Source organism: Chryseobacterium gotjawalense (assembly GCF_030012525.1).
GTDB lineage: Bacteria > Bacteroidota > Bacteroidia > Flavobacteriales > Weeksellaceae > Kaistella > Kaistella gotjawalense.
The window spans coordinates 1,558,232-1,581,385 of the sequence record NZ_CP124855.1 but is presented as its reverse complement, the minus strand read 5'-3'; the positions used below and the strand labels follow the sequence as shown (position 1 = coordinate 1,581,385).

Below are 23,154 nucleotides of genomic sequence, written 5' to 3'. Positions count from 1 at the left end.
ACTGTAATTTTGTGTATTTTTGCAGCACTTGATGAAAAAAACGATGAAAAAATTTGATATCAGCAATGATACGGGATTAATATGTTTAATATTATGAATTACCGCAAGAAACTTAAAGATAAAATTTATGGTGGCGATAATATTGTTAATCTCTCGGATGTAAGATATCTGCCGCGTTGGATCATCCTGATCATTGATATCCTGTTGGTTTTCCTGGCTTCTCTTGTTTCCTGTTATATTATAGGAAAACTCAATGGTAACAAGGCTGTTTTTTATAATGAACTCTACATGTTTGCTTTCATAGTCGGGGTGAATGTCTTCTTTATGTATGTGTTCCGGACCTACGCCGGAATCATCCGGCATTCCACGTTTATTGATTTGTTTAAACTTTTGCTGGCCACTTTCTGCAGTACCTTAACCATCGGCATCATCACTTCTGTTTATTTTTTATGGAAGGGTTTTGAACTCATCAAAAGCGATGTGCCCTTTCTCACCATTTTCTTTGTCACTTCTTTCATGGTTCTTTCTATGTTCCGGCTGTTTGTGAAGGAATTTTTTCATATTCTCAGAGAGTTCCGCAGAAGCACGCTCAAAAAGAGGATTCTGGTACTCGGCATCGGCGAAAGTTCGATTGCTATCGCACGTGCCGTACTGGATAATCACAATCTGCCTTACCAAATCGTAGGATTTCTGACGCAAAGGGCAGATTCCCACCGTGCCAATCTATTAGGCAAACCGATTTATACGCGTGCGAAAATTGAGCATAACAGCAAAGAAGATTTGGCCCTTGATGGCGTATTGATCCTCAAAGAGATGATGACGAAAGAAGAGATGAATTTCTGGGTAAACCTGTTTCTGGAAAAAGACCTTCAGGTCTTTAAGGCGCCCACCGTGCAGAAACTCCGTGATAATGATTTCGGCGTCTCCATTAAAAGTCTGCAAATAGAAGATCTGCTGAACCGGAAACCCATTGTTATAGAAAATGAAGAGGTGAAAAGAAGGCACCATGGGAAAATCGTTTTAATTACGGGGGGAGCAGGATCGATCGGAAGTGAAATCGTGCGGCAGGTTGCTCAGTTTAATCCGGAAATGATTGTAATACTGGATCAGGCGGAAACTCCTCTTCACGAAATAGAGCTGGAAATGCGCAGTAAATATCCGCAGATTAAATTTAAATTTGTCTTGGCAGATATTTCCAACCGATATCGGATTGAACCTTTGTTTCAGAAATACCAGTTTTCGATGGTATATCATGCGGCGGCTTACAAACATGTTCCGATGATTGAAGAAAATCCTCACGAAGCCATCCTCGTCAATATTTTGGGCAGTAAAAACCTGTCCACTTTAGCGAGCAAATACAAGGTGAACCGTTTTGTAATGATATCGACCGATAAAGCGGTGAAACCCACGAATGTGATGGGCGCTTCCAAAAGGGCGGCAGAACTGTTCGTGCAGGCGCTCCAGGATTCGGAAGGCAATGTGACTAAATTTATTACGACCCGCTTCGGGAATGTACTGGGTTCGAACGGTTCTGTGATTCCGCATTTTAAAAGACAGATTGAAAATGGCGGGCCGGTCACCATTACGCATCCCGATATTGTGCGCTATTTCATGACCATTCCCGAAGCCTGCGAATTGGTACTGCATGCCGGGACCATGGGGAATGGAGGAGAAATTTTCGTTTTCGATATGGGGGAGGCCGTCAAGATCCTCGATCTGGCGAAACGGATGATCAAGCTGTCAGGCTTAGAGCCGGATGTGGATATCAAGATTATTTATACGGGACTGCGCCCGGGGGAAAAGCTTTATGAAGAACTCCTGAGCGATGATGCCACTACGCTGCCGACGCATAATGAAAAAATCATGATTTCCAAAGATCGCCATATGGAATTTGAGGAAATCGAACAGTTTACCCAACTCATCATCAAATCTGCGTTACGAGGAGAAAAGGTGGAAGTGGTACAGTTATTGAAAGAGATCGTTCCCGAATTTAAAAGCAATAACTCCGTTTATGCGGTGTTAGATTAATAATTGAATTGTATATTTGCCCTGCTATTATAAAAAAATGAAATATTTAATTTACCTCTTTTCCTTTTCGCTGCTGTGTTCCTGTGGGATCTTTCCGAGAAAGTCCGTAGACGACGGTTTAAATTATCTCAATAATATTGACAGTGTTGCCCTGAAGGCTTCGCAGAATGCGTCACTGAGCACCATTCAACCGGGTGATCAGCTGGTCATTGTGGTTTCTGCCAAAGATCAGGACGTCGTAAGGCCGTTTAATCAGAATTTTTCCTCCGGACAGTTGGTCGAGGAAGCACTTGCAGGAGGGAATTCAAGACCTCAGCCCACTCCCGTGGCCGGACCAACTTATATGGTAGATTCCCAGGGTAATATTGATTTTCCAATTATTGGTACTTTAAATACTGACGGAAAAACACTGGAAGCGTTTAAAGGCGTCCTAAAACGTGCGATAAGCCGCTATATCAAAGAGCCGGTCGTGAGTATCCGCAACACCAATTATAAGGTTACTGTGTTGGGAGAAGTCAACAAGCCGGGACAATATATTATCCCGGACGGTAATGCGACCCTGCTGAATGCCTTAGGACTGGCAGGAGATTTAACCATATACGGTAAAAGAAACGACGTTCTGCTGGTGAGAAATGTTGACGGTATTACTACCAAAGAGCGGATCGACCTGAGTAAGGCGGACTTCATCAATTCTCCTTATTATTATCTGAGACAGGGGGACGTTATCTATGTATCACCGAATAAAACAAAAGAGAAGACTGCCCGTTTGGATCCCAACGCAGGATTATATATCTCTATCGCCTCAATCGCCATTACCATCATCGCACTTATTATCCGAAAATAAGAATAACGCTCAGCTCAACTATGGAGAACAATGCTCAACCGACTGTGGACCAAGACGCACAGGAAATCAATATTCAGGAAATTATCAAGCCTTATGTCCTCAAGTGGCCGTGGTTTATTTTAAGTGCTTTAGTAGCGCTGTTACTGGCTTGGTTTTATCTTAAAATAACAACACCGATTTATAATGTGCAGTCTACTGTTTTGATTAAAGACGCCAAAAGTTCAGGTTCTGCCGCCGGGGAGATGGGTGTGTTAAAGGACCTGTCAGGACTTGGAGGTATGGGGACCAACAGTGTGGATAATGAGATTGAAATTTTCAAATCCAAAAAATTGCTCCGCGAAGTGGTAAAATCAAAAAACCTTCAGACTTCTATTCTTTCAACAGAAGGTTTGAAATCGCGGGAATTGTATGGTGACACTGCTCCGTTTTTAGTGAGTGTAATTACCGAAAAAAAGAATGCTGAGTTTCCTAAAGAGCCCTTAACAGTGGAAATGAAAGGTAGTAAAATTACACTTTCTTCAGATGAGCTCCAACAGCCTATTGAAACCTCGTTGAATAAGTCAGTCAATCTTCCGTATGCGGTGATTATGCTGAGACCTAATCCAGCTTTTGACCAGATAAAAGCAGGCGATCTTGGCGAACTGCATCTTTCCATCAGCACTCAGGAAGCAAAAGTAAATCATCTGCAGGAGAATATTAATGTAAGTCTTGTTAATAAAGATGCTACCGTAATTGCGTTGGCCATGAACAGTCCCCAGATAGACCAATCCAAAGATATCCTTAATAGTCTCGTATTAGCGTATAATAAAGATGCCATCAATGATAAAAATCAGGATTCGAAAATGACGATGTCGTTCATCGAAGACAGAATCAATAAAGTTTCCCAGGAATTGGGGGATGTGGAGAGTAGGAAGGAACAGTTCAAATCCGCCAACCGGTTAACCGATATCGAAACCGAAGCGAAACTGAGTCTCGAAAGTTCGGCAGCTGCCCGTGCCAAGCAAATGGAGGTAGAGGCGCAACTCGAACTGACCGATGCTTTACTGGGCTATGTTAATAATTCGAACTCCTATCAGGTTTTGCCGTCCAACGTAGGATTAGCGAATCCAGCGTCTACGGTTAATATTACCAGCTATAATGCGCTTGTGCTGGAACGCAACCGTTTACTCGAAACCGCGACGCCACAGCATCCCGCGGTCGTTGAAGTGACCAAACAGATCCAGAACCTGCGGGGAGGGATTGTTCAAAGCTTGCAGAAAAGCCGTACCGGCCTTCAGATGAGCCGCAACCAATACCAGTCTGAGCAGAATCAGGTGGGCGGGAAAATCACCAAATTACCTGCGATTGAAAAAATGTTCCGGGGGATTGAAAGACAGCAACAAATTAAGGAAAACCTGTATCTTCTCCTTCTTCAGAAGCGGGAGGAAACAGCGATTTCTCTTTCGGTCGCTGGAAATAAAGCCAGGGTCATTGATAACGCTTATGCGTCAGAGAAACCAGTAGCGCCTAAAAAGCAAATTATTGTGTTGGCGGCTCTGGTGATTGGACTTTTACTGCCTTTTGCCATCATCTATCTGAGTGAATTATTTAATAACAAAATCAAGACGAAGCACGATCTGGAAAAACTGTCTCATGTACCGGTCATTGCAGAATTACCGCGAATTGAGAAAGGGCAGAACGAACTGGTGGAACTGAATGATCTCTCCCCAATGGCAGAAGCATTTAGAATTCTGATTACCAATATGAATTTCATCCTGCCTAAAAAAGAAAAGGGGAAAGTGGTATTCGTAACGTCTACAGTGAAAGGAGAAGGGAAGACATTCACTTCCGTTAATCTGGCACTGACTTTAGCAACGCCTTCCAAGAAAGTAGTGATTATCGGATCGGATATCCGTAATCCACAGTTGCAGCGCTATAATGAATCGAGAAGAGGGCTGAAAGGACTCACCGAATACCTGTATGACGACAGTACCCGGATTGATGACATTATACATGTCACCTCCTTCAATCCGTACTGTGATGTAATTTATTCCGGAAGTATTCCGCCCAATCCGACGGAACTGTTAAGCAATGGCAGATATGAGCAACTAATCGCCCAGTTGGCAACTGAATATGATTATATTATTCTCGATACCGCTCCGCTGATGTTAGTGGCCGATTCCTTCTTATTTGCCGGAGTGGCCGATGCGACCATTTATGTGACCCGATCAGGTTATACAGAAAAGGGGTTAATCGAATTTGCCAACAAAAATATCGACCAGAAGAAAATTAAAAATGTAGCCTTTGTGCTGAATGATGTGGAGAAAGATTATTTTGGGTATGGGAATAAGTATGGGTATGGGTATGGAGTGAAAGAGAAAAATTGGTTAGAACAACTTAAAGACAGATTATAAATGGAACATGATATAAGGCCATGGGGCGAATATTGGGTGTTAGAAGATGCGGAAACCCATAAAGTAAAAAGAATTTTAGTTTACCCGGGACAAAGATTGTCCCTTCAATATCATCATCATCGTGCAGAAGTTTGGACAGTTGTTTCTGGAGTTGGTACCATTACGATTAATGAAGAAATTGCAGATTTTAAAGCCGGAGAAGTTGCACAAATTCCTTTAGGAGCACATCATAGAATGGAAAATAAAACGAGTGAGTCTGTAGTTTTTATCGAGGTTCAGCATGGAACTTATTTTGGTGAAGACGATATTGTAAGAGTTGAAGATGATTATAATCGTTCATGAAAGTATATAATGTAATATTATCTGGAGGTGTTGGAAGCCGACTTTGGCCACTTTCCAGAAAACAACATCCTAAACAGTTTCTAAAGCTTTTTTCGGGAAAATCATTGTTTGAATTGACTGCTGAGAGAAATGAAAATGTTGTGGATGAATTAATGGTGGTAGGAAATACTGACCATATTGAATGGAGTACTCAACTTTTAAAGGATATAGCTTTACCTCAAACATTTATCGTTGAAACTGCTGCAAGAAATACAGCTGCGGCAATTGCTTTTGCTGCATTGGCAGTTGATACGGATGATGTCTTGATCATTACGCCATCTGATCATTTGATACAAAACCAGGATGCTTACGAAAAGGCTCTTAAAGAGGCTATCGATTTAGCAAAACAGGATTTTGTTGTAACTTTTGGTGTTGTTCCTTCCAAGCCTGAAACTGGGTATGGTTATATTGAATATGAAGGAAAAGATGTTCTTTCTTTCAGAGAAAAACCAAACACAGAAACCGCTCAAGAATTTTTAGAGCGCGGAACGTTTCTTTGGAATTCAGGTATGTTCTGCTTTAAAGCAGGTGTGCTTTTAGATGAATTAAAACTATATCAGCCGGAGGTTTACGAACAATGCGTTGCAACATGGGAGAAATCTGAAAATAAGCATTTAAATGCTGAAGCTTCTTTTCAGATTCCGTCGATCAGCATAGATTATGCGGTCATGGAGCGTTCAAAAAGGATAAAAGTGGTACCTGCTCATTTCAGATGGAATGATTTAGGATCCTTTGAATCTTTGTATGATTATTTAAGAACAAATGGTCATGCTGTTGATGATAATGGAAATATGATTATCGGAACAGATATTTTTACTGCTTTTGTAGGAATGAAAAACTGTATTTTAGTTCATACGGTAGATGCGATTATGATTCTTCAGAAAGAGAAATCTCAGGATGTTAAAAAGATATATAATCAGCTTGAAAAATATAAATCAACATTAAGATAGAATAAATGTTTAAAGATAAAATTTTATTAATTACTGGCGGAACAGGATCATTTGGTAATGCAATGTTAAAAGGTTTTCTTAATTCTGATTTAAAAGAAATAAGAATTTTTTCTCGTGACGAGAAAAAACAGGAAGATATGCGAATTGAATATAAAAATGACAAACTAAACTTTGTGATTGGAGATGTTCGAGATTTCAACAGTATTAATGCGGCGATGAATGGAGTGGACTTTGTATTCCACGCGGCCGCATTGAAGCAAGTGCCTTCTTGTGAATTTTATCCCATGCAGGCGGTACAAACCAATATTTTAGGAGCCGAAAATGTATTGGAAGCTGCGGCAAGAAATAACGTGCAAAGGGTAGTTGTATTGAGTACTGATAAAGCTGTTTATCCGATCAATGCTATGGGGATTTCTAAAGCAATGATGGAGAAAATGGCGGTTGCAAAAGCAAGAGACCAACGAGTTAAAAATATCAACGCAATATATACAGGAACCCGTTATGGAAACGTAATGTGTTCGCGTGGTTCTATTATTCCTCTTTTCATCAAACAAATAAAAGAAGGAAAGCCTTTAACGATTACCAATCCCGAAATGACCCGTTTTATGATGTCATTAGATGATTCTGTTGAGTTGGTAATGTTTGCTTTCACCAACGGTAAACCAGGCGATATTTTCGTTCAAAAATCGCCGGGCGCTACGATAGAGGTTCTTGCTCAAGCTTTGAAAGAATTGTTTAACGCAGATAATGAGATCAATATCATTGGCGAAAGGCATGCAGAAAAAATGTATGAAACATTATGTTCGAAAGAAGAGATGTCCAAGGCAGAAGATTTTGGTAGATTTTACAGAGTTCCTGCTGATTTCAGAGACTTGAACTATACCAAATATGTACAAGAAGACGGTCCAAAATTATTAGATTCCGAATACAACTCCGATACTACCGAAAGACTAAATGTGGAAGAATTAAAACAACTTCTTCTTACTTTAGATTATGTAAAAGACGAATTAGCCACCCATAATAGATAATTAAAGATGCTACCATTAGTTCAAACCTCTATTCCACCAAGAGAAACTTTGATGCCGAAATTGGAGGAGATTTTATACAGCGGCTATGTTGCACAAGGCGAAGCAGTAGAACAATTTGAAAGAAAATTTGAAGAATATATTGGCGGTGGTCACACCCTTTCTCTAAATTCTGGAACGGCGGCTTTGCATATTGCTTTAATATTAGCTGGTGTACAAGCTGGCGATGAAGTAATCAGTACCGCTTTAACAGCAGAACCTACGAATACATCTATTAAAGCAGTTGGTGCAAAAATTAGATATGCAGATGTAGATATTGCTACAGGAAATATTTTACCAGATGCGATAGAAAAATCTATCAATTCTAAAACAAAAGCGATTATTGTAGTAGATTACGCAGGAATTCCGGTTGATATCAAACACATCCAGGAAATTTCTGAAAAGTACAATATTCCTGTAATTCAGGATGCAGCTCATGCTTTAGGTTCAAAATTTAATGGCAAAAAAGCAGGTAATCATTTTCCATTTACGGTATATTCTTTTCAGGCGATTAAGCATTTAACAACTATTGACGGTGGTGCTTTGCAAATTCAGGATAAAGAATTGTACGAGAAAGGAAAAATCATCCGGTGGTTTGGTTTAGATAAAAAACTGAGCCGTATGGAGAATAATATTACCATGCAAGGCTACAAATATCACATGAATAATGTGAATGCTACCGTAGGATTAATTCAGTTAGAAAACATCGAAGAGCTTGTACAAAAGTACATTACCAACGGAAAATATCTTGACGAGCAATTAAAAGATGTAAAAGGTGTTGAATTAATTCAATACTATCAAAATACAGAACCTTCATACTGGTTGTACACCATCAAGGTTGAAAACAGAGAAGCATTCATCACAAAAATGGAAGCCAACGGAATCATGGCTTCAGAACTTCATAAAAGAAGCGATTCTCATACGTATCTGAACGATTTTAATTTAGAATTGCCCAATTTAGATGAATTTTACAGCAAAATGGTACATCTTCCTTGCGGATGGTGGGTTACCAAAGCAGATTGTGATAAAATGGTGGAAGTTATAAAAGGCGGTTGGTAATGATACCAATCTACAAACCTTTTATGCCAGAAAACATTACCGAAGGCATCAACGAAATTTTATATTCCGGCCAATTGGCGTACGGAAAAAAATATGGTAGAGAATTTGAAAAATCACTCTCTCAATTTATAGGAAATCCAAATATTCTGACTACAGCGACGTATAACCAAGCATTGATGATGGTTTTGTCTATTTTGGATTTAAAACCTGGTGACGAAATCATTGCAAGCCCTGTAAGCTGTTTGGCGAGCAATCAACCATTTGCGGTAAAAAATCTCGAGATAAAATGGATTGACGTTGACCCCAAAACCAGCGCAATGGATATTTCTCAACTGAAATCGCTCATTACAAAAGATACAAAAGCGATTTTCAACAATCTTTTTTGTGGATATGCAGGAGAATTAGATGAAGTTTACAACGTCGCAAAAGAATTTGGAATTCCTGTAATAGATGACTGTATTGAAGCTTTCGGGACAGAATACAAAGGAAAAAAAACAGGAAACACCGGCGCAGATATGACGGTTTTCTCTTTCCAGACCGTTCGTGTGCCGAATACCATTGATGGTGGCGCAATTGCTTTCAATAATAAAGCTTTTTATGAAAAAGCAAAATTGGTAAGAGATTACGGAATTGAAAGAGCCAATTTCCGTTTGGAGAATGGCGAAATTAATCCTAATTGTGACATCTCTATCGAAGGATATGGTGCTACGATGAGCGAAATAAATTCGTACATCGGTTTAAAACAAATGAAAGAAATCGAAAGTTTATTTGCTAAGCAAAAAGCCAATGCAGAGAAATGGAATTCGCATTTTGAAAACCAATTGGATGCAAAAGCTTTAAAGATTAGTAAAAACGTAAACCCAAATTATTGGGTGTATGGTGTTTTGGCAGAAAACAAAACTGAGTTTTTACAACAAATGAAAGATAATGGTTTCTATGCAACCGGAGTTCACATCAACAACAATATTTATTCTGTTTTTAATAACAATAAAGATTTACCGGGAGTGAATGAGTTTATGAAAAAATACGTGGCAATACCATCAGGTTGGTGGGTAAATTTATAGAAAAAGGAATGAAATTTTTAACTTCAGTCATTAAGCACTCTGAGATATCTGAGGAACAATTGATAGAGATCTGTAGGCTCAAATCAATACGTTGGGACTATAATTTGGATCAGCACAAAAGATGGATGATTGAGAATATCCAAGCTAATGATTTCCATATTCTAATAAAAGATGAAGAGAAACCGATTGCCTATACTAATCTAGTAGATATTACTGCTATCATCAACGATAAAAATATCAAAGTAAGAGGAATAGGGAACGTTTGTACCTCAGAAACTGGAAAGGGCTTTGGAAATATTTTAATGGAAGAAGTAAATGCTGTTTTAGCACAAAATCAATGGAAAGGGATTTTACTTTGCAAAGATAATCTTGTTCCCTATTATGAAAAATTTAATTGGAAGCTCATCAATAGCGATAAAATAATGACTAAAAAATTTGAGAATACTAATTTCATGAATATTAATTTTTCAATTGAAATAGATTCATTAGAATATAACGACCGAAACTTTTAATCATAATTGTTCAATTAAATCTAATTATTGTCCACATCTGTGTAATTTTAATCTTTCCGTGATTAATTAATAAAAAAAAAAATTGAATTTAGTAACAAAAAATATATTTTCTAATTATATCGGAAAAATTTGGTCGTTTGTTTCGATATATTTATTCATTCCGCAGTATGTGAAATTATTAGGTATTGAGTCATATGGTATTATTAATTTCTATACAGTTCTTCTATCTATAATGCTAATAGCAGACTCCGGATTATCAGCTTCTCTTAACAGAGAGATGGCTCGTTCAAATGACATAAATTACAGAAGAAATCTTTTGAAAACAATTGAGAGACTTTATTATTTTATTAGTTTTTTTATTTTTTGTATTATATTCTTTTCATCAAAAATTATTGTAGATAACTGGTTAAATGTTGGGGGGAATTTTGATTTAAATGCATTATATTTTAGTGTTAAACTAATGGGAGTTTCAATAGCTCTTCAAATGATGTTTATAATGTACTCCAGTGGATTAATGGGTTTGCAGAAGCAGATATTGTCAAATAATATACAGATTCTGATGAGTATTGTAAGGTCTGGAATTGTTTTAATACCATTGTACTTTTCCCCCAATATTGAAGTATATTTTATTTGGCAATTATTATCAACTTTACTATTTACCCTCATCATTAGATTTAATTTATGGAAAGTATTAAGGTCAAATGTAAAAGCTTTTTTTAAGCTCGATTTATTAAAAAATGTATATAAATTTGCTTTAGGCATGCTTTTTATGGCTCTTATCGCTGGTATAAATACACAAATTGATAAGTTATTCGTAAGTAAATTATTAAGTATAAAAGATTTTGGATATTATTCATTGGCAGGAGTTTTTGGGCAGACAGCGACTATTCTCATATTGCCAATTGCAGTTGCAATTTTACCAAAAATGACAATTTATGCAGAAGAAAAAAATATTGCAGATCAAATTAAAAATTATCATCAATATTCTTTTATTATTGCAACTCTTGTAAGTATTATATCGGGCATATTAATAGTTTTTACTGGTACGTATATTTTTCTATGGACAAAAAACATCGAAACTACAGAGGCTATTACTAGCGTAGCCAGAATCTTATTATTAGGAGGTGCTTTTTTAGCACTGCAATATATGCCCTATCATTTAGCTATAGCACACGGCCATACAAAAACAAATATTCGATTTGGAGTAGTTATGATTATAATAATATCACCTCTGTTGTATTTTTCTATAAAACATTATGGATTAATAGGTGCAACTTATGCTTGGTTGTTTATAAATTCAGCTGCTTTTTTATACTTGGGCTATTTTCTGACGAACAAATTTTTAAAAAATCATTTTTATAAATGGTTTTTTAATGATACCTTATTACCAATTATTATATCATTAACTATTTTAACAGCATTTATTTTTATATTCCCAGACTATGGAAAATGGAGCATTCTTTATAGTGTGCTAGCAAGCGTTATTCTGTCTGCAATCATATTCTCTGTAAATGGTTTGTTTTTTTATAAAAAATATTTAAAAAAAGCATGAAAAATATACTTCTTTCTGTAATCATCCCCACAAAAGATAGATATACAACATTAGTACCTGTAGTTACTTCTCTTTTAAAATATATAGATTCAGATAATGTAGAATTTATTATCCAAGACAATTCTGAAATCAAGGAAGATTTAGGAAATTTGTTATTAGATGATAGAGTTATATATTCTCATACTCCCAATCCTATATCAATAAAAGAAAATACAACAGCAGCTATATCTAAAATTAAAGGAGAATATACAATTTTTATTGGAGATGATGATTTACTATCACCCTACATAATAGATATTGTTAAATCAATGAAAGAAAAAAATATGAATTGTTTAATCTATAATGCTGCATATTATTGGTGGGATAGTGTAGATTTTGTAAACGAAACATATTATCATAAAAAGAAAGCTTTTTGGGAACCAATGAATTTGAATCTTGAATTCATAAAAAAGGATTCAGAGAAGGAGCTTGAAAATGTACTCGTAAATGGTGCTGTCGGAATGCTAAATTTAGCGCGTTATTACCATGGAATTATTAAGACATCATTATTGTTTGAAATAAAAAATAAAACAGGTCAATATCTTAATGGTTCTAGTCCAGACATGGGGTTTGCAGTAAGTCTTAATTTAACTATAAAAAATTACTTTTTTATAAACTTTCCCGTTAGTATTTATGGTGCCTCAAAAAATAGTGGAGGAGGATGGACAGCAGCTAAGAAACATTATGGGAAAATTGAAGAACAAAAACATCTCCCTTTAAATATTAAAGAAGTGTGGGATGAAAAAATACCTTATATTTGGTCGGAAACTTCAATATATGGTCAAACAGCTTCTGAAATTTTAAAGAAATTTGAAAGAAAAGAGAAAATTAATTATACTGCTTTGTATGCAACAATGTTAGCTAATGAGCCTTATTTATTTTCTTACATCAAACCAAAGCTTGTTAGTCATTTTTCTAATACTCCATTTACAATTATTTCTTTTTTTAAGTATTATGCAAAAAGAAAAATTGGTAATTATTTAAGAAATCAGAAGTATAAAAATCAAAAGATGGAATATAAAGTAAGTTTGATTGATAATGTTGATTCATTGATGTCTCATATGAAAAATAACAGTAAATACATTAAATAATGATTATTGCGGCAGAATTGCAAATGCAAGGTAATAAGCATATTGGTGTAAATTCCAGTATGTTAAAAATTTTAGCTGATGAATTAAATGATGAAATTATCATTTTTTGTGATACCTTGCACAAAGATATTCTAGCAGAAAAATATGAATATAATAACATAAGTTGGAGAACATTTAAGTATAGTGGTGAATTTGAGTTAAAAAAGATAGCAATTCCTCTAAAAGTTATGAGAGAGGTATTTCTAAGTTTTAAGATTTTCATTTTAGCACATAATAAAAAGTCTAACTTAATTTTCTTTTTTTCATCTTATCCTTTTACTCAATTTTTTTTAAATATTTTTTCTTTCATTTTTAATCAAAAAATTATCGTTTGTCAACATGGAGATTTAGGGGTTTTATCAATGCGGAAGCCAAAAATTTTAAGTAAAATTTTTGGCTATGCTCAGAGATTTTTTTTTAATTTCCGATTCAATAAAGTTATTGTTTTATTTTATGGTGAATCGGTTAGGAAACTTTTTTTTAGCAAATTTAAAAAATACAACTCTAATAACGTAATCAGTATTGACCATCCTTATAATTTTAGGAGCGATTTACCAGTTAAAATTAAGTCAAGACCAATTAAAATATCAGGCATAGGTACTGGGTTGATTAATAAAAATTCTCAATATATATACAAACTAGCAAAGTTATTAGAAGAAGAAATCAAAAGAGGTGAAATAATATTTCAACATATTGGCAATATTTCGCCAGAAGTTTTATCTTATAGGAACGGATTAGTTATAGAAAAAGGAAATAAATTTATGGATTATGATATTTTTAAAAAAGAATTGAACGAATCAGATTTTTTTATTTATTTTTTTGAAAAAGATACTCTTTATGATTTATGCCCTAGCGGAACATTTTTTGATGCAATTAAATACCAAAAACCAATTTTAGCCATTGAAAATCCTTTTTTTAGCCATTATTTTGAAAAATTAGGAGATATAGGTTTTTTAGCAAAAGATTTGAATGAACTAAAAGACTATATAGCTAAAGGGAGTATGAAAAATGATAATATTTTCTTATCAAATCTGGAGAATGCTACTTATTTATTAGATCTTAAGGAGATAGGTAAATCTTTCAAAATACAGTTTGATGAAATTAATAATTAGTAATACGCAAAAAGGAAAATCTTTAGTATATATATTTATATTTTCTGCTATAATTAGTTTTTTCTACGCAATATTTACACAAACCTATAATGGTGATTTTCTTGGTATTGAAGTGAAAATTACTACAGTTGAATTGATTTTTAATTTATTTACCAGCATAATACCATTCATTTTTTTGTATTTCATATACCTACGTTTTAGTAGAACAAATCGTTTTAGAAAAAAAATTCAGGTACCTATGAATTTCTTTTTTAAATTTCTGGTTATTATAATGGGTTGGAATATTATAGTTACACTTCTTTATGGTGTGGGGATAATGGGTGCTGATGCATATACTGCACCGCAAGGTATAAAACTAGTCATACAGATTATGAACCGATTTAATTACCTGTATGGAGCTTTTGTTTTTATTTTATGCACTAAAAAAAGCGATAAGAGAGATTTAATAATTCTCTTACTTTTACTTATATTGGCATATTTCAGAGCCGGTTTAGGGTCATTTATGTACATCGGAATGATTATGTTTATTAAATATAATTTCGAAGTGAGAAAATTGTATTCTAGAAACAAAATTAAATTTCTCGTTTGCATTATTTGTTTTCCTTTAATAGTTTCAACATTGTATGCTGTAAGAAATAGCTTGAGGAATCAAGAAGAAGATTATTCTAATCCGGTTACAGGTAAATTTTTCGGAAGAATGTCAAGTTTTTCTGATTCTGCAATGATCTTACAGGAGTCAGCATACTTCAGTGATTCAGTTAAAAATTTGGATTTCTTCTACTTTCAAAAACAAGCTTTAGGAGTTTTTAGTGTAGAACTGATTCCAAAAGTAAGACCAGAAATTATGGTTTTTAAATTGTATTATGGCGATTTGGAAGATAATGTTGCCTACATGGCAGGTACACAAGGTAATTTATATATATCATATCTCAAATCTCCTATTCTTTTAGTTATAAATATATTGAGTTTTTATGTGTACATAATAATTATTTTCAGATTATTTCAGGTTTTAAAATTTGAATATAATATGGAACTGGCATTGATACTGTCATTGTATGTTGTAATGAGTGGGGTTTCTAATGAATTTGCTTTTATAATACTATCCATTTTAGTTTATATTATCTTATTCTATTTTATAAATACATTTACAAGAACTGTAATCTTCCCCAAAAATAGGATCATTTAAAAATATAGTTTTTAAATTTGAAAGACTATGAAAAACAGTAAATTTTCAGAAGTTCAGATCATCAAGATATTATCTGAACAAAATCAGGGAAAAACGGTAAATGAGATTTGCCGGGAGCATGGAATTAGCCAGCCAACCTTTTACAAGTGGAAGAGCAAATATGGTGGATTGGATGTTCAGCAACTTTCAAAAATAAGGAAAAAGCGGCTTCCAGCACGGATAAAACAACCACTGGTTCGCCCCATCTATCCGAACGTTACTTGGAGCATGGATTTTATGCACGAAAGTTTGGAAAATGGCAAAAGCGTGAGAACCCTTAATATCATTGACGATTTTAACAGAGAAATTTTAAACATCACTATTGACAGCAGCTTGCCCTCTGCAAAAGTAATCTCGCAATTGGAACAATTAATTGAATGGCGGGGAAAACCTGAAAAAATAAGAATGGACAACGGACCGGAATTTATTGCAGGAAAGATGAAAGATTATTGCAACAAAGAGAATATCGAACTAAGCTTTATTCAACCAGGGAAACCTACACAAAACTCATTGATTGAGAGATTTAACAGAACATTCCGGACAGAGTTTTTAAGTGTTTACCTCTTTGAGAACATCAAACAAATGAGAAATTATGCAGAAATATGGATGTGGATGTACAATAATGAGAGACCGCATAGTGCGTTACAATACCTTACACCACGGGATTTTTTATTGAAATATGGAAAACTCAATCAAAATAGCGCAAATGAGTTTCCCACATTCCAACAAAATTTCAACAACGACAACAATAAAATATTAACAAAAAACTCTACTTTTGAGTGTGCCTAAACAAGGGAAGATTACAGAAAAACTATATGAAAATTGCATTTATTTTACCCTCTTTAGCAAATCAGGCCCCCGTCTTAGTCTGCAAGGATATTATCGACTATTTACCTAATGTGGTAGAATGTAAAGTTTTTTATTTTGATTCTATTGAAGAAGTTAAATTTAATTGTGAGATAGAGAGAATAGGTTTTTTCGACAAAATTGATTTTGGAAAATATGATATTATTCATAGTCATATGCTTAGACCTGATTTGTTTTTAGCAATAAATTCTTTAACAAATTTATCAATCAAAAAAAAGTTAATTACAACAATTCATACTGATATTTTCAAAGACTTAGCATATGCATATGGTTATCTATATTCTAAGATTGTTCCTAATCTCTGGTTACAAGCTTGGAAAAGATTAAATAAATGTGTTGTTTTAAGTCAAAGTATTAAGGATAAATATCAAGTAATTGATAGTAAAACTGTAGTTATAAAAAATGGAAAAAGTATTAGTCATGATTTAGTAGATGAAGAAGATAAATTATTGCTAAATCAACTAAAAAATAATTACAAAATTATAGGAACAGTTTGCTTTTATGATGATAGGAAAGCTCTTCATCAAGTGATACAAGGTTTAGTGCATTTCAAAGATTTAGTATTTGTTGTTGTTGGGAGTGGTAAAGATGATGTTCATCGTAAATTAGTCAAACTAGCTAAAGATCTTAACGTTTTAGATAGAGTATTTTTTTTAGGCTCTAAAATTAAAGGAGATAGATATATGGAATATTTTGATTTTTATGTAATGTCATCCACATCAGAATCTGCACCGTTAGCTTTAATAGAGGCGATGGGGCATGGTAAACCAGTTATTTGTTCTGATTTAAATGTTTTTCGTGATAATTTCAATGATGATGATGTTTGTTACTTTGAATTAGAAAATATTAATTCATTTAAAGATGCTTTGGGAAAAGCTATCAATAATTACGATTTATATACTGAGAAATCAAAATTTTTATATTCTTCAAAATACTCACCTAAAAAAATGTCAGAGAGTTACTATAAATTATATGAGAGTATGTACAATGAAAACAATAATTAGAAAATATACTATACTTGATTATTTTATTCTTGTAAAATATAAAATTTTTACGCTTTTTTTTCTAAGAAAAGCACGATTAATTAGAACACCAATATTTGTTAGGGGCAAATTTTTAATAGACTTTGGCTCGGGTTTAACTACTGGAAGAAGTTGTAGAATTGATGCATTTCTAACAAATGATAATTTGAATAGTCAAAAAATTATTAAAATTGGAAATAATGTGGAGATTAATGATAATGTCCATATAGCTGCAACCGATAGAATTGATATAGGCAATAATGTATTAATTGCAAGTAATGTATACATATCGGATCATAATCATGGTATTTATAAAGGAATTATACAAGATTCTCCTTTGTCTAAGCCTAATGATAGAGATATTTATTCTTCTCCAGTAATTATTGAAAAGAATGTTTGGATAGGACAGTACGTTTGCGTTTTACAGGGAGTAACTATTGGTGAGGGAAGTATTATTGGTGCTATGAGTGTTGTTAACAAAGATATACCTCCCTACAGCATAGCAGTAGGGAGTCCTGCTAAAGTGGTTAAAAAATATGATTTTAAAAATAAAATATGGATTTCTGTAAGTCATGACTAATATCTCTATCGTTTTATACAATACTAACACAGAAGAATTAACCAAACTTATCAAATCATTTACTGATTATGAAGAAAGTTTCAATAAAATTTATGTTGTTGATAATTCAAAAAAAAATACATTAGAAGTTTTTTTTAAATCGTTTGATTTCATTAAATATATACATAATCCATCGAATCCTGGATTCGGTGCGGCACATAATTTAGCTATTCAAAAGTCTATTGAAGATAATGCAAAATATCATTTTGTTGTTAATCCCGATATTCATTTTAGTGAAGATGTGATTGGGCCGATGGTGGCTTACATGGAAAATAATCCGGATGTTGGCATGATGATGCCTCAGATTTTAAATGAAGACGGTACGGTACAGAACCTTCCTAAACTATTGCCATCACTCTATAGTGTTCTGATGCGAAAGTTTAAGAAACCGAGTTTCATTTACAATGACTTTATAGAAAAATATGAATTGCGGTTTGTGGACAATGATATGATTTATAATGCTCCGATTCTTTCAGGGTGTTTTACGCTTTTGAATTTAGGTGCTGTTAAAAAAATTGGCCCATATGACGACAAATTTTTTATGTATTTTGAAGATTGGGATTTATCAAGAAGGATGCATCAGAAATATAAAACAATTTACTTCCCAAATGTTTCCGTTTATCATGGTTATCACTCTGGGGCAAACCGAAATAAAAGGTTATTTAAAATATTCTTAAATTCAGCACAAACTTACTTTAATAAATGGGGTTGGTTTTTTGATGAAGAACGAACTAAATTTAATAAAGAGACGCTGAATCAGTTTAAAAAATAATGAACAAACTTATCATCACAGGTGCATCTGGCTTTGTAGGAAGAAATCTATCTCAATTTTTGAAAACTAAAAATTGGGAAATAAATGAATTATCTCTGCGAAATAAAGATTGGTCAAATGCAATTCCAACGGAAGCAAAAGCCATTATTCACCTTGCTGGAAAAGCTCATGATACAGCCAACTCATCAGATGCTTCCTCTTATTTTGAAATAAATACGGAGTTAACAAAACGGATTTTCGAGTTTTTTTTAGAGAGCAAAATTCATGATTTTATTTATTTCAGCAGTGTAAAAGCAGTTGCCGATACTGTGGAAGGAACCCTTCTCGAAAATGTAATTGGAAATCCGAAAACACTTTATGGTCAATCGAAGTTGTTGGCTGAAGAATATATTTTGGAGCAAAAATTGCCAGAAGGAAAGCGAATTTTTATCATTCGTCCTTGTATGATTCACGGGCCAGGAAACAAAGGGAATTTAAACTTACTGTACAAAGTCGTCGAAAAAGGAATTCCCTGGCCTTTGGCAGCTTTTAACAACCAGCGCTCTTTTTTAAGTATTGATAATCTTAATTTTTTAATTTTAAAAATGTTGAAAAATAAGGATATTCCTTCAGGCGTCTACCAGTTCGCCGATGATCACAATTTATCAACGAATGACCTGGTAAAAATTATTGCTGATGTTTCAGGTAAAAAAGAAAAGTTATGGAAAATCAATGCAAATCTCATTTCCGCTTGCGCTAAAGTCGGCGATGTTTTAAAATTACCACTTAATTCTGAACGGCTAAAAAAACTGACAGAAAGTTACGTCGTATCCAATACTAAAATAAAAGCGGCATTAGGCATCACCCAACTTCCCATTTCAGCTAAAGAAGGTTTAGAAAAAACTATTAAAAGTTTTCAAAAATAAACGGATATAGAATTTTTCTGGAGATGACTAATCTCCTGTCACAGTGAAGATTAGCTTCAGAATTTTTGAAAGTTATGGTTTTAAGAAGAGAAGTATCCCTTAAGTGAGCCATATTTATTTGCAAAATTTTTATAAATATATTAGCGATCGGATAATTATCCATAATTTTAGCAAAACATTCAAGATGTTCCATTACAGTTGACGCAAGAATATCAAAAATTTAAAGATGCTTGTCTTTGCTGTTATTAGCTGTTGTTTTTCTTTACATTAATCATTGAATTCAGGGTAACAGTGTCTTTACAAAAAAACTTTCTCTACAATCTCCTTTTAATCGTCAGTCAGTTGCTCTTTCCGCTGCTGATTCTGCCTTATGTCAATAGATTGTTGGGGCCTTCGCAGATGGGGCTGTACAGTATGGCGGACAGTCTTGCCCAATACTTTATCACTATTGCGGCTTTAGGGATTCCCATTTATGGGGTCCGGGAAATCGCGAAGGCAAGATCAGTGTCTAATTCTAAATTCAACGCGGTGTTTTCGGAACTGTTGACCATCAATAGTCTGTTTACCGGTGTATTTCTGCTGGTGTACGCAGCATTCTTTTATTTCAGTGAGGTTGTGTCGGTGAACCGACTGGTTTATGGAATCGCATCACTTCAGGTATTGGCCGGACTGTTTTCGTTAGAATGGTTTTTTCAGGGGATAGAAAATTTTAAGTTCATCGCATTAAGAACCTTTATCATCAGAATGGGCAGTATCCTGTTGATTTTCATTTTCGTCAAAGATGCGGGCGATGGGATTGTTTATTTTTCAATTACCACGGGGACGATGGTCTTGTCTGCAACCGTCAATCTGTTTTTCCTGCGAAAAGCTGTCCGTTATCAGCTGCCTTCTCAACTGCATTTAATGAGGCATATCAAGCCACTGCTTACTTTTTTTTCCACGAAGTTCATGATCAGCGTCTATGTAACGTTGACAACCGTGTTGTTAGGGTTTTTAAGCACGACCACCGATGTGGGTTATTTTTCATTGTCCTTTAAAATTTTTAATATTATTGTCATCATTGTTTCTTCCCTCACCACCGTCGCCTTAGCAAGAACCTCCAATGCCGCCGGAGACCGGGACCGTTTAATGGTTATTGTGGGTAAAATAAGTTCATTTAATTTGGTAGTGGGTTTGCCGGCGGCCGCCCTGGTATTTCTGTATGCTAAAGAACTGGTGCTTTTACTGGGTGGTACGCAGTTTATTGCTTCTATTGTTTCATTACAATATTTTGCGGTGCTTGCTTTTATTATTCCGTTCAGTAATTTATTTGCGCTCAATATTCTTACGCCCTTAAAAAAAGAAAAATTATTTTTAACTGCCACCATCGTTGGAACCGTGGTCAGTTTAACACTCAATATTCTGTTAATGCCGACTTATGGGTATCTGGGGGCTACCTTTTCCTTTGTGGTGACTGAGCTTATTGTCTGCATATTACTATACCGTGCTGTGATTAAAGTAAGTCCCTACAGGTTTGATTTCTATTTACTGGCAACGTCTTTTATAGGGTGTTTGCTGTTAATACCCATTTATTTTTTGGTACCCGAAATGAATAGCTATATTCGGCTGATCGTTAGTTTAACCGCTTCAGGAATTGTATATTTGTCGTTTCACCTATTTGTTGCAAAAACGGAACTTGTAAGAAAAATTTTGAAATTCGGTAAGTAAAAATGAGTCAGATGTCTACCAATGTAACACCTTTCGTTTCGGTAATTATACCCTGTTATAATGTGGAGAATTATATACAGCAGGGTCTGGATTCTGTTTTGAAGCAAACCTATGCCCGGATAGAAATCCTGTGTGTGGATGATGGTTCTTCGGATAACACCTTAGAGTTATTAAACGAATATGCAGCGAAAGACGGGCGTATAAAGGTGTTCACCAATGACAAAAATAAGGGCTTGATATATACCTTGAACAGGCTGGTAGAGTTAGCCTCCACTGAAGTTTTGGTTCGGTTTGACCCTGATGATATTTGCGAAACCGACCGGATTGAGAGGTTAATGAAAGTTTATACTGAAAGTAACGCCAATTTAGTTTCAAGTGACTATGCTCTAATTAATGAACAATCTCAATGTATTAAAAAAAGAGGGTTTGATTTAATGTCTACACCATTAGGAATAAGATATACTGCCATTTTCAACTCCCCTTTTCCCCATCCACAATCATTGATTGAAAAAAAGATATTTTACAATCACCAATATAATGATAATTTTAAGGCCGCAGAAGATTATAAATTATGGTGTGATCTGCTCCTCGATAAGAAGTTTAAGGGGGTAATCGTTCATGAAAAATTGTACAGATACAGGTTAAATACACAGGGGGTATCCAATATACACTCCACGGTACAAATAGAGAATCACATCAAGGTTGCTCAATTCTATTTAAACCGTATTTTGGATTTACCGGAGAAGGAAATTAATTTTTGGTCTATCGCAAAGAAAACAACAGTAGATTTCAGCAGAAAGAACCTTATGAAAGAATTAAAGAATGTTCAAAGGGTTAGGAAGCTTTTTGTAAGGAAATATTTCCCTAGTAACAAGGAATTAATTGAAATTAATAGCTATACTTTCCAGTATTTTACATTTTTATTTAAAAATATCTATCACTTCTCGATCGATTCAAAAATTCCTAAAATGGAAGCGGTATTAATCATCCTTATAGCGATGTGGAAAAATATTGGTCTTGTTTCCTTAAACAATATAAGATGGCTCCTGAGAAACCTATAAAATTATCCATCATTATTCCTACCATAGGGAGAAAGAAAGAATTGCAGTTGCTGTTGAATTCAATAGTGAAGGCGTCTTTACCTTTCAGTTTTGAAGTAGTAATTATCGATCAGAATCCTGCCGGTTTCTTAGAGGAATTGGTACTCAGTTTTGCCGGTGTATTGCCTGTTCAACATCATGTGGTAGATTTTAAGGGACTGTCGAAAGCCAAAAATTATGGAGTGCTTCATTCTTCGGGACAATATGTAAGTTTCCCAGATGATGACTGTATTGTTTTTAAAAATACGTATCCAGCAGCGTTTGCTGTTTTAGAAAAGACGGCTGCTGCATTGGTTTTCGGAAAATGTATTGATGATCACGGAAAAGACAGTGTGCTGAATTTTCAAAAAAAACCTTCTTTCTTAAGTCCTAAAACCATGGCTGGTGGCTTTGTAGAAGCGACTGTCATTGCGGACCGGGAAGTACTCCTTCATTTCACTTTTGATGAAAATATGGGGGCGGGAACCTTCTTTGGTGCGGAAGAAGGTTTTGATTGGCTGTACAGAATTTTAACTGAATCAGACTACACAGCCTATTATACGCCAGAAATTCATTTTTACCATCCACAGGTTATTTTATCCAAAGGGGATTTGGCTTCTTTAAACCGGGTCTTTCAATACCGCTGCGGTACCGCTTATCTATGCGTGAAACATGGTTTGCATTACAAGTTTTATAAAAGATTGATCATGGCTCAGATGGCCTGCTATATTTATTTTTTCACAAATCGCTCTAATGCAGATTATTACAAAATTGAAGTCCTTGCTTTAAAAATTGGTAAAATATGTTCGAAAAAGAAATTATTTTAGCAG

General features: G+C 34.6%; 21 protein-coding genes. All 21 read left to right on the top strand.

From position 1 onward, the window contains the following. The first annotated feature begins 93 nt into the window (after positions 1-93). The 21 genes from QGN23_RS07295 (at position 94) to QGN23_RS07195 (ending at position 23,151) form a co-directional block, all read left to right on the top strand. The gene (locus tag QGN23_RS07295) at positions 94-2,028 is read left to right on the top strand and encodes a polysaccharide biosynthesis protein (RefSeq protein WP_282906318.1); all 1,935 of its coding nucleotides are present in this window, start codon (positions 94-96) and stop codon (positions 2,026-2,028) included. 37 nt (positions 2,029-2,065) lie between these two features. Further along, the gene (locus QGN23_RS07290) at positions 2,066-2,872 is read left to right on the top strand and encodes a polysaccharide biosynthesis/export family protein (RefSeq protein ID WP_282906317.1); all 807 of its coding nucleotides are present in this window, start codon (positions 2,066-2,068) and stop codon (positions 2,870-2,872) included. A gap of 20 nt (positions 2,873-2,892) precedes the next feature. After that, the gene (locus QGN23_RS07285) at positions 2,893-5,265 is read left to right on the top strand and encodes a GumC family protein (protein ID WP_282906316.1); all 2,373 of its coding nucleotides are present in this window, start codon (positions 2,893-2,895) and stop codon (positions 5,263-5,265) included. Beyond that, complete coding sequence (locus QGN23_RS07280) at positions 5,266-5,607, top strand: phosphomannose isomerase type II C-terminal cupin domain (RefSeq protein ID WP_282906315.1); 342 nt, start codon at positions 5,266-5,268, stop codon at positions 5,605-5,607. Further along, positions 5,604-6,596, top strand: coding sequence for a mannose-1-phosphate guanylyltransferase (locus QGN23_RS07275; protein WP_282906314.1), 993 nt, complete (start codon positions 5,604-5,606; stop codon positions 6,594-6,596). Before QGN23_RS07280 ends, QGN23_RS07275 begins: the two co-directional genes overlap by 4 nt. 5 nt (positions 6,597-6,601) lie before the next feature. Next, positions 6,602-7,624, top strand: coding sequence for a polysaccharide biosynthesis protein (locus QGN23_RS07270; protein WP_282906313.1), 1,023 nt, complete (start codon positions 6,602-6,604; stop codon positions 7,622-7,624). 6 nt (positions 7,625-7,630) lie between these two features. Next, a complete protein-coding gene (locus QGN23_RS07265) occupies positions 7,631-8,719 on the top strand; it encodes a DegT/DnrJ/EryC1/StrS family aminotransferase (RefSeq protein WP_282906312.1) in 1,089 nt (362 codons plus the stop codon). Then, positions 8,719-9,783 carry a DegT/DnrJ/EryC1/StrS family aminotransferase gene (locus QGN23_RS07260; RefSeq protein WP_282906311.1) on the top strand — a complete coding sequence of 355 codons (1,065 nt, stop codon included), beginning with the start codon at positions 8,719-8,721 and terminating at the stop codon, positions 9,781-9,783. Before QGN23_RS07265 ends, QGN23_RS07260 begins: the two co-directional genes overlap by 1 nt. Before the next feature lie 8 nt (positions 9,784-9,791). After that, positions 9,792-10,295 (top strand): GNAT family N-acetyltransferase, encoded by a 504-nt coding sequence (locus QGN23_RS07255; protein WP_282906310.1) that lies wholly within the window; start codon positions 9,792-9,794, stop codon positions 10,293-10,295. Positions 10,296-10,377: 82 nt separating this feature from the next. Next, complete coding sequence (locus QGN23_RS07250) at positions 10,378-11,847, top strand: oligosaccharide flippase family protein (RefSeq protein ID WP_282906309.1); 1,470 nt, start codon at positions 10,378-10,380, stop codon at positions 11,845-11,847. Continuing rightward, complete coding sequence (locus QGN23_RS07245) at positions 11,844-12,977, top strand: glycosyltransferase (RefSeq protein ID WP_282906308.1); 1,134 nt, start codon at positions 11,844-11,846, stop codon at positions 12,975-12,977. The genes QGN23_RS07250 and QGN23_RS07245 overlap by 4 nt, the downstream gene beginning before the upstream one ends. After that, positions 12,977-14,128 carry a hypothetical protein gene (locus QGN23_RS07240; protein ID WP_282906307.1) on the top strand — a complete coding sequence of 384 codons (1,152 nt, stop codon included), beginning with the start codon at positions 12,977-12,979 and terminating at the stop codon, positions 14,126-14,128. The genes QGN23_RS07245 and QGN23_RS07240 overlap by 1 nt, the downstream gene beginning before the upstream one ends. Beyond that, on the top strand, positions 14,112-15,314 hold the full coding sequence (wzy, locus tag QGN23_RS07235) for an oligosaccharide repeat unit polymerase (protein WP_282906306.1): 1,203 nt from the start codon (positions 14,112-14,114) through the stop codon (positions 15,312-15,314). Before QGN23_RS07240 ends, wzy begins: the two co-directional genes overlap by 17 nt. A gap of 27 nt (positions 15,315-15,341) precedes the next feature. After that, positions 15,342-16,142 carry an IS3 family transposase gene (locus QGN23_RS07230; RefSeq protein ID WP_396127348.1) on the top strand — a complete coding sequence of 267 codons (801 nt, stop codon included), beginning with the start codon at positions 15,342-15,344 and terminating at the stop codon, positions 16,140-16,142. Positions 16,143-16,168: 26 nt separating this feature from the next. Then, positions 16,169-17,224, top strand: coding sequence for a glycosyltransferase family 4 protein (locus tag QGN23_RS07225; RefSeq protein WP_282906305.1), 1,056 nt, complete (start codon positions 16,169-16,171; stop codon positions 17,222-17,224). Further along, positions 17,208-17,822 (top strand): DapH/DapD/GlmU-related protein, encoded by a 615-nt coding sequence (locus tag QGN23_RS07220; protein WP_282906304.1) that lies wholly within the window; start codon positions 17,208-17,210, stop codon positions 17,820-17,822. The genes QGN23_RS07225 and QGN23_RS07220 overlap by 17 nt, the downstream gene beginning before the upstream one ends. Beyond that, positions 17,815-18,633: a glycosyltransferase gene (locus QGN23_RS07215; protein WP_282906303.1), complete on the top strand. Its 819-nt coding sequence runs from the start codon at positions 17,815-17,817 to the stop codon at positions 18,631-18,633. The genes QGN23_RS07220 and QGN23_RS07215 overlap by 8 nt, the downstream gene beginning before the upstream one ends. Continuing rightward, positions 18,633-19,538: an NAD-dependent epimerase/dehydratase family protein gene (locus QGN23_RS07210; protein ID WP_282906302.1), complete on the top strand. Its 906-nt coding sequence runs from the start codon at positions 18,633-18,635 to the stop codon at positions 19,536-19,538. The genes QGN23_RS07215 and QGN23_RS07210 overlap by 1 nt, the downstream gene beginning before the upstream one ends. A gap of 291 nt (positions 19,539-19,829) precedes the next feature. Beyond that, the gene (locus QGN23_RS07205) at positions 19,830-21,245 is read left to right on the top strand and encodes a flippase (RefSeq protein ID WP_282906301.1); all 1,416 of its coding nucleotides are present in this window, start codon (positions 19,830-19,832) and stop codon (positions 21,243-21,245) included. An 11-nt stretch (positions 21,246-21,256) separates the two neighbouring features. Further along, positions 21,257-22,306 (top strand): glycosyltransferase family 2 protein, encoded by a 1,050-nt coding sequence (locus QGN23_RS07200; RefSeq protein ID WP_282906300.1) that lies wholly within the window; start codon positions 21,257-21,259, stop codon positions 22,304-22,306. Beyond that, positions 22,285-23,151: a glycosyltransferase family 2 protein gene (locus QGN23_RS07195; protein ID WP_282906299.1), complete on the top strand. Its 867-nt coding sequence runs from the start codon at positions 22,285-22,287 to the stop codon at positions 23,149-23,151. The genes QGN23_RS07200 and QGN23_RS07195 overlap by 22 nt, the downstream gene beginning before the upstream one ends. Positions 23,152-23,154: the final 3 nt, after the last annotated feature.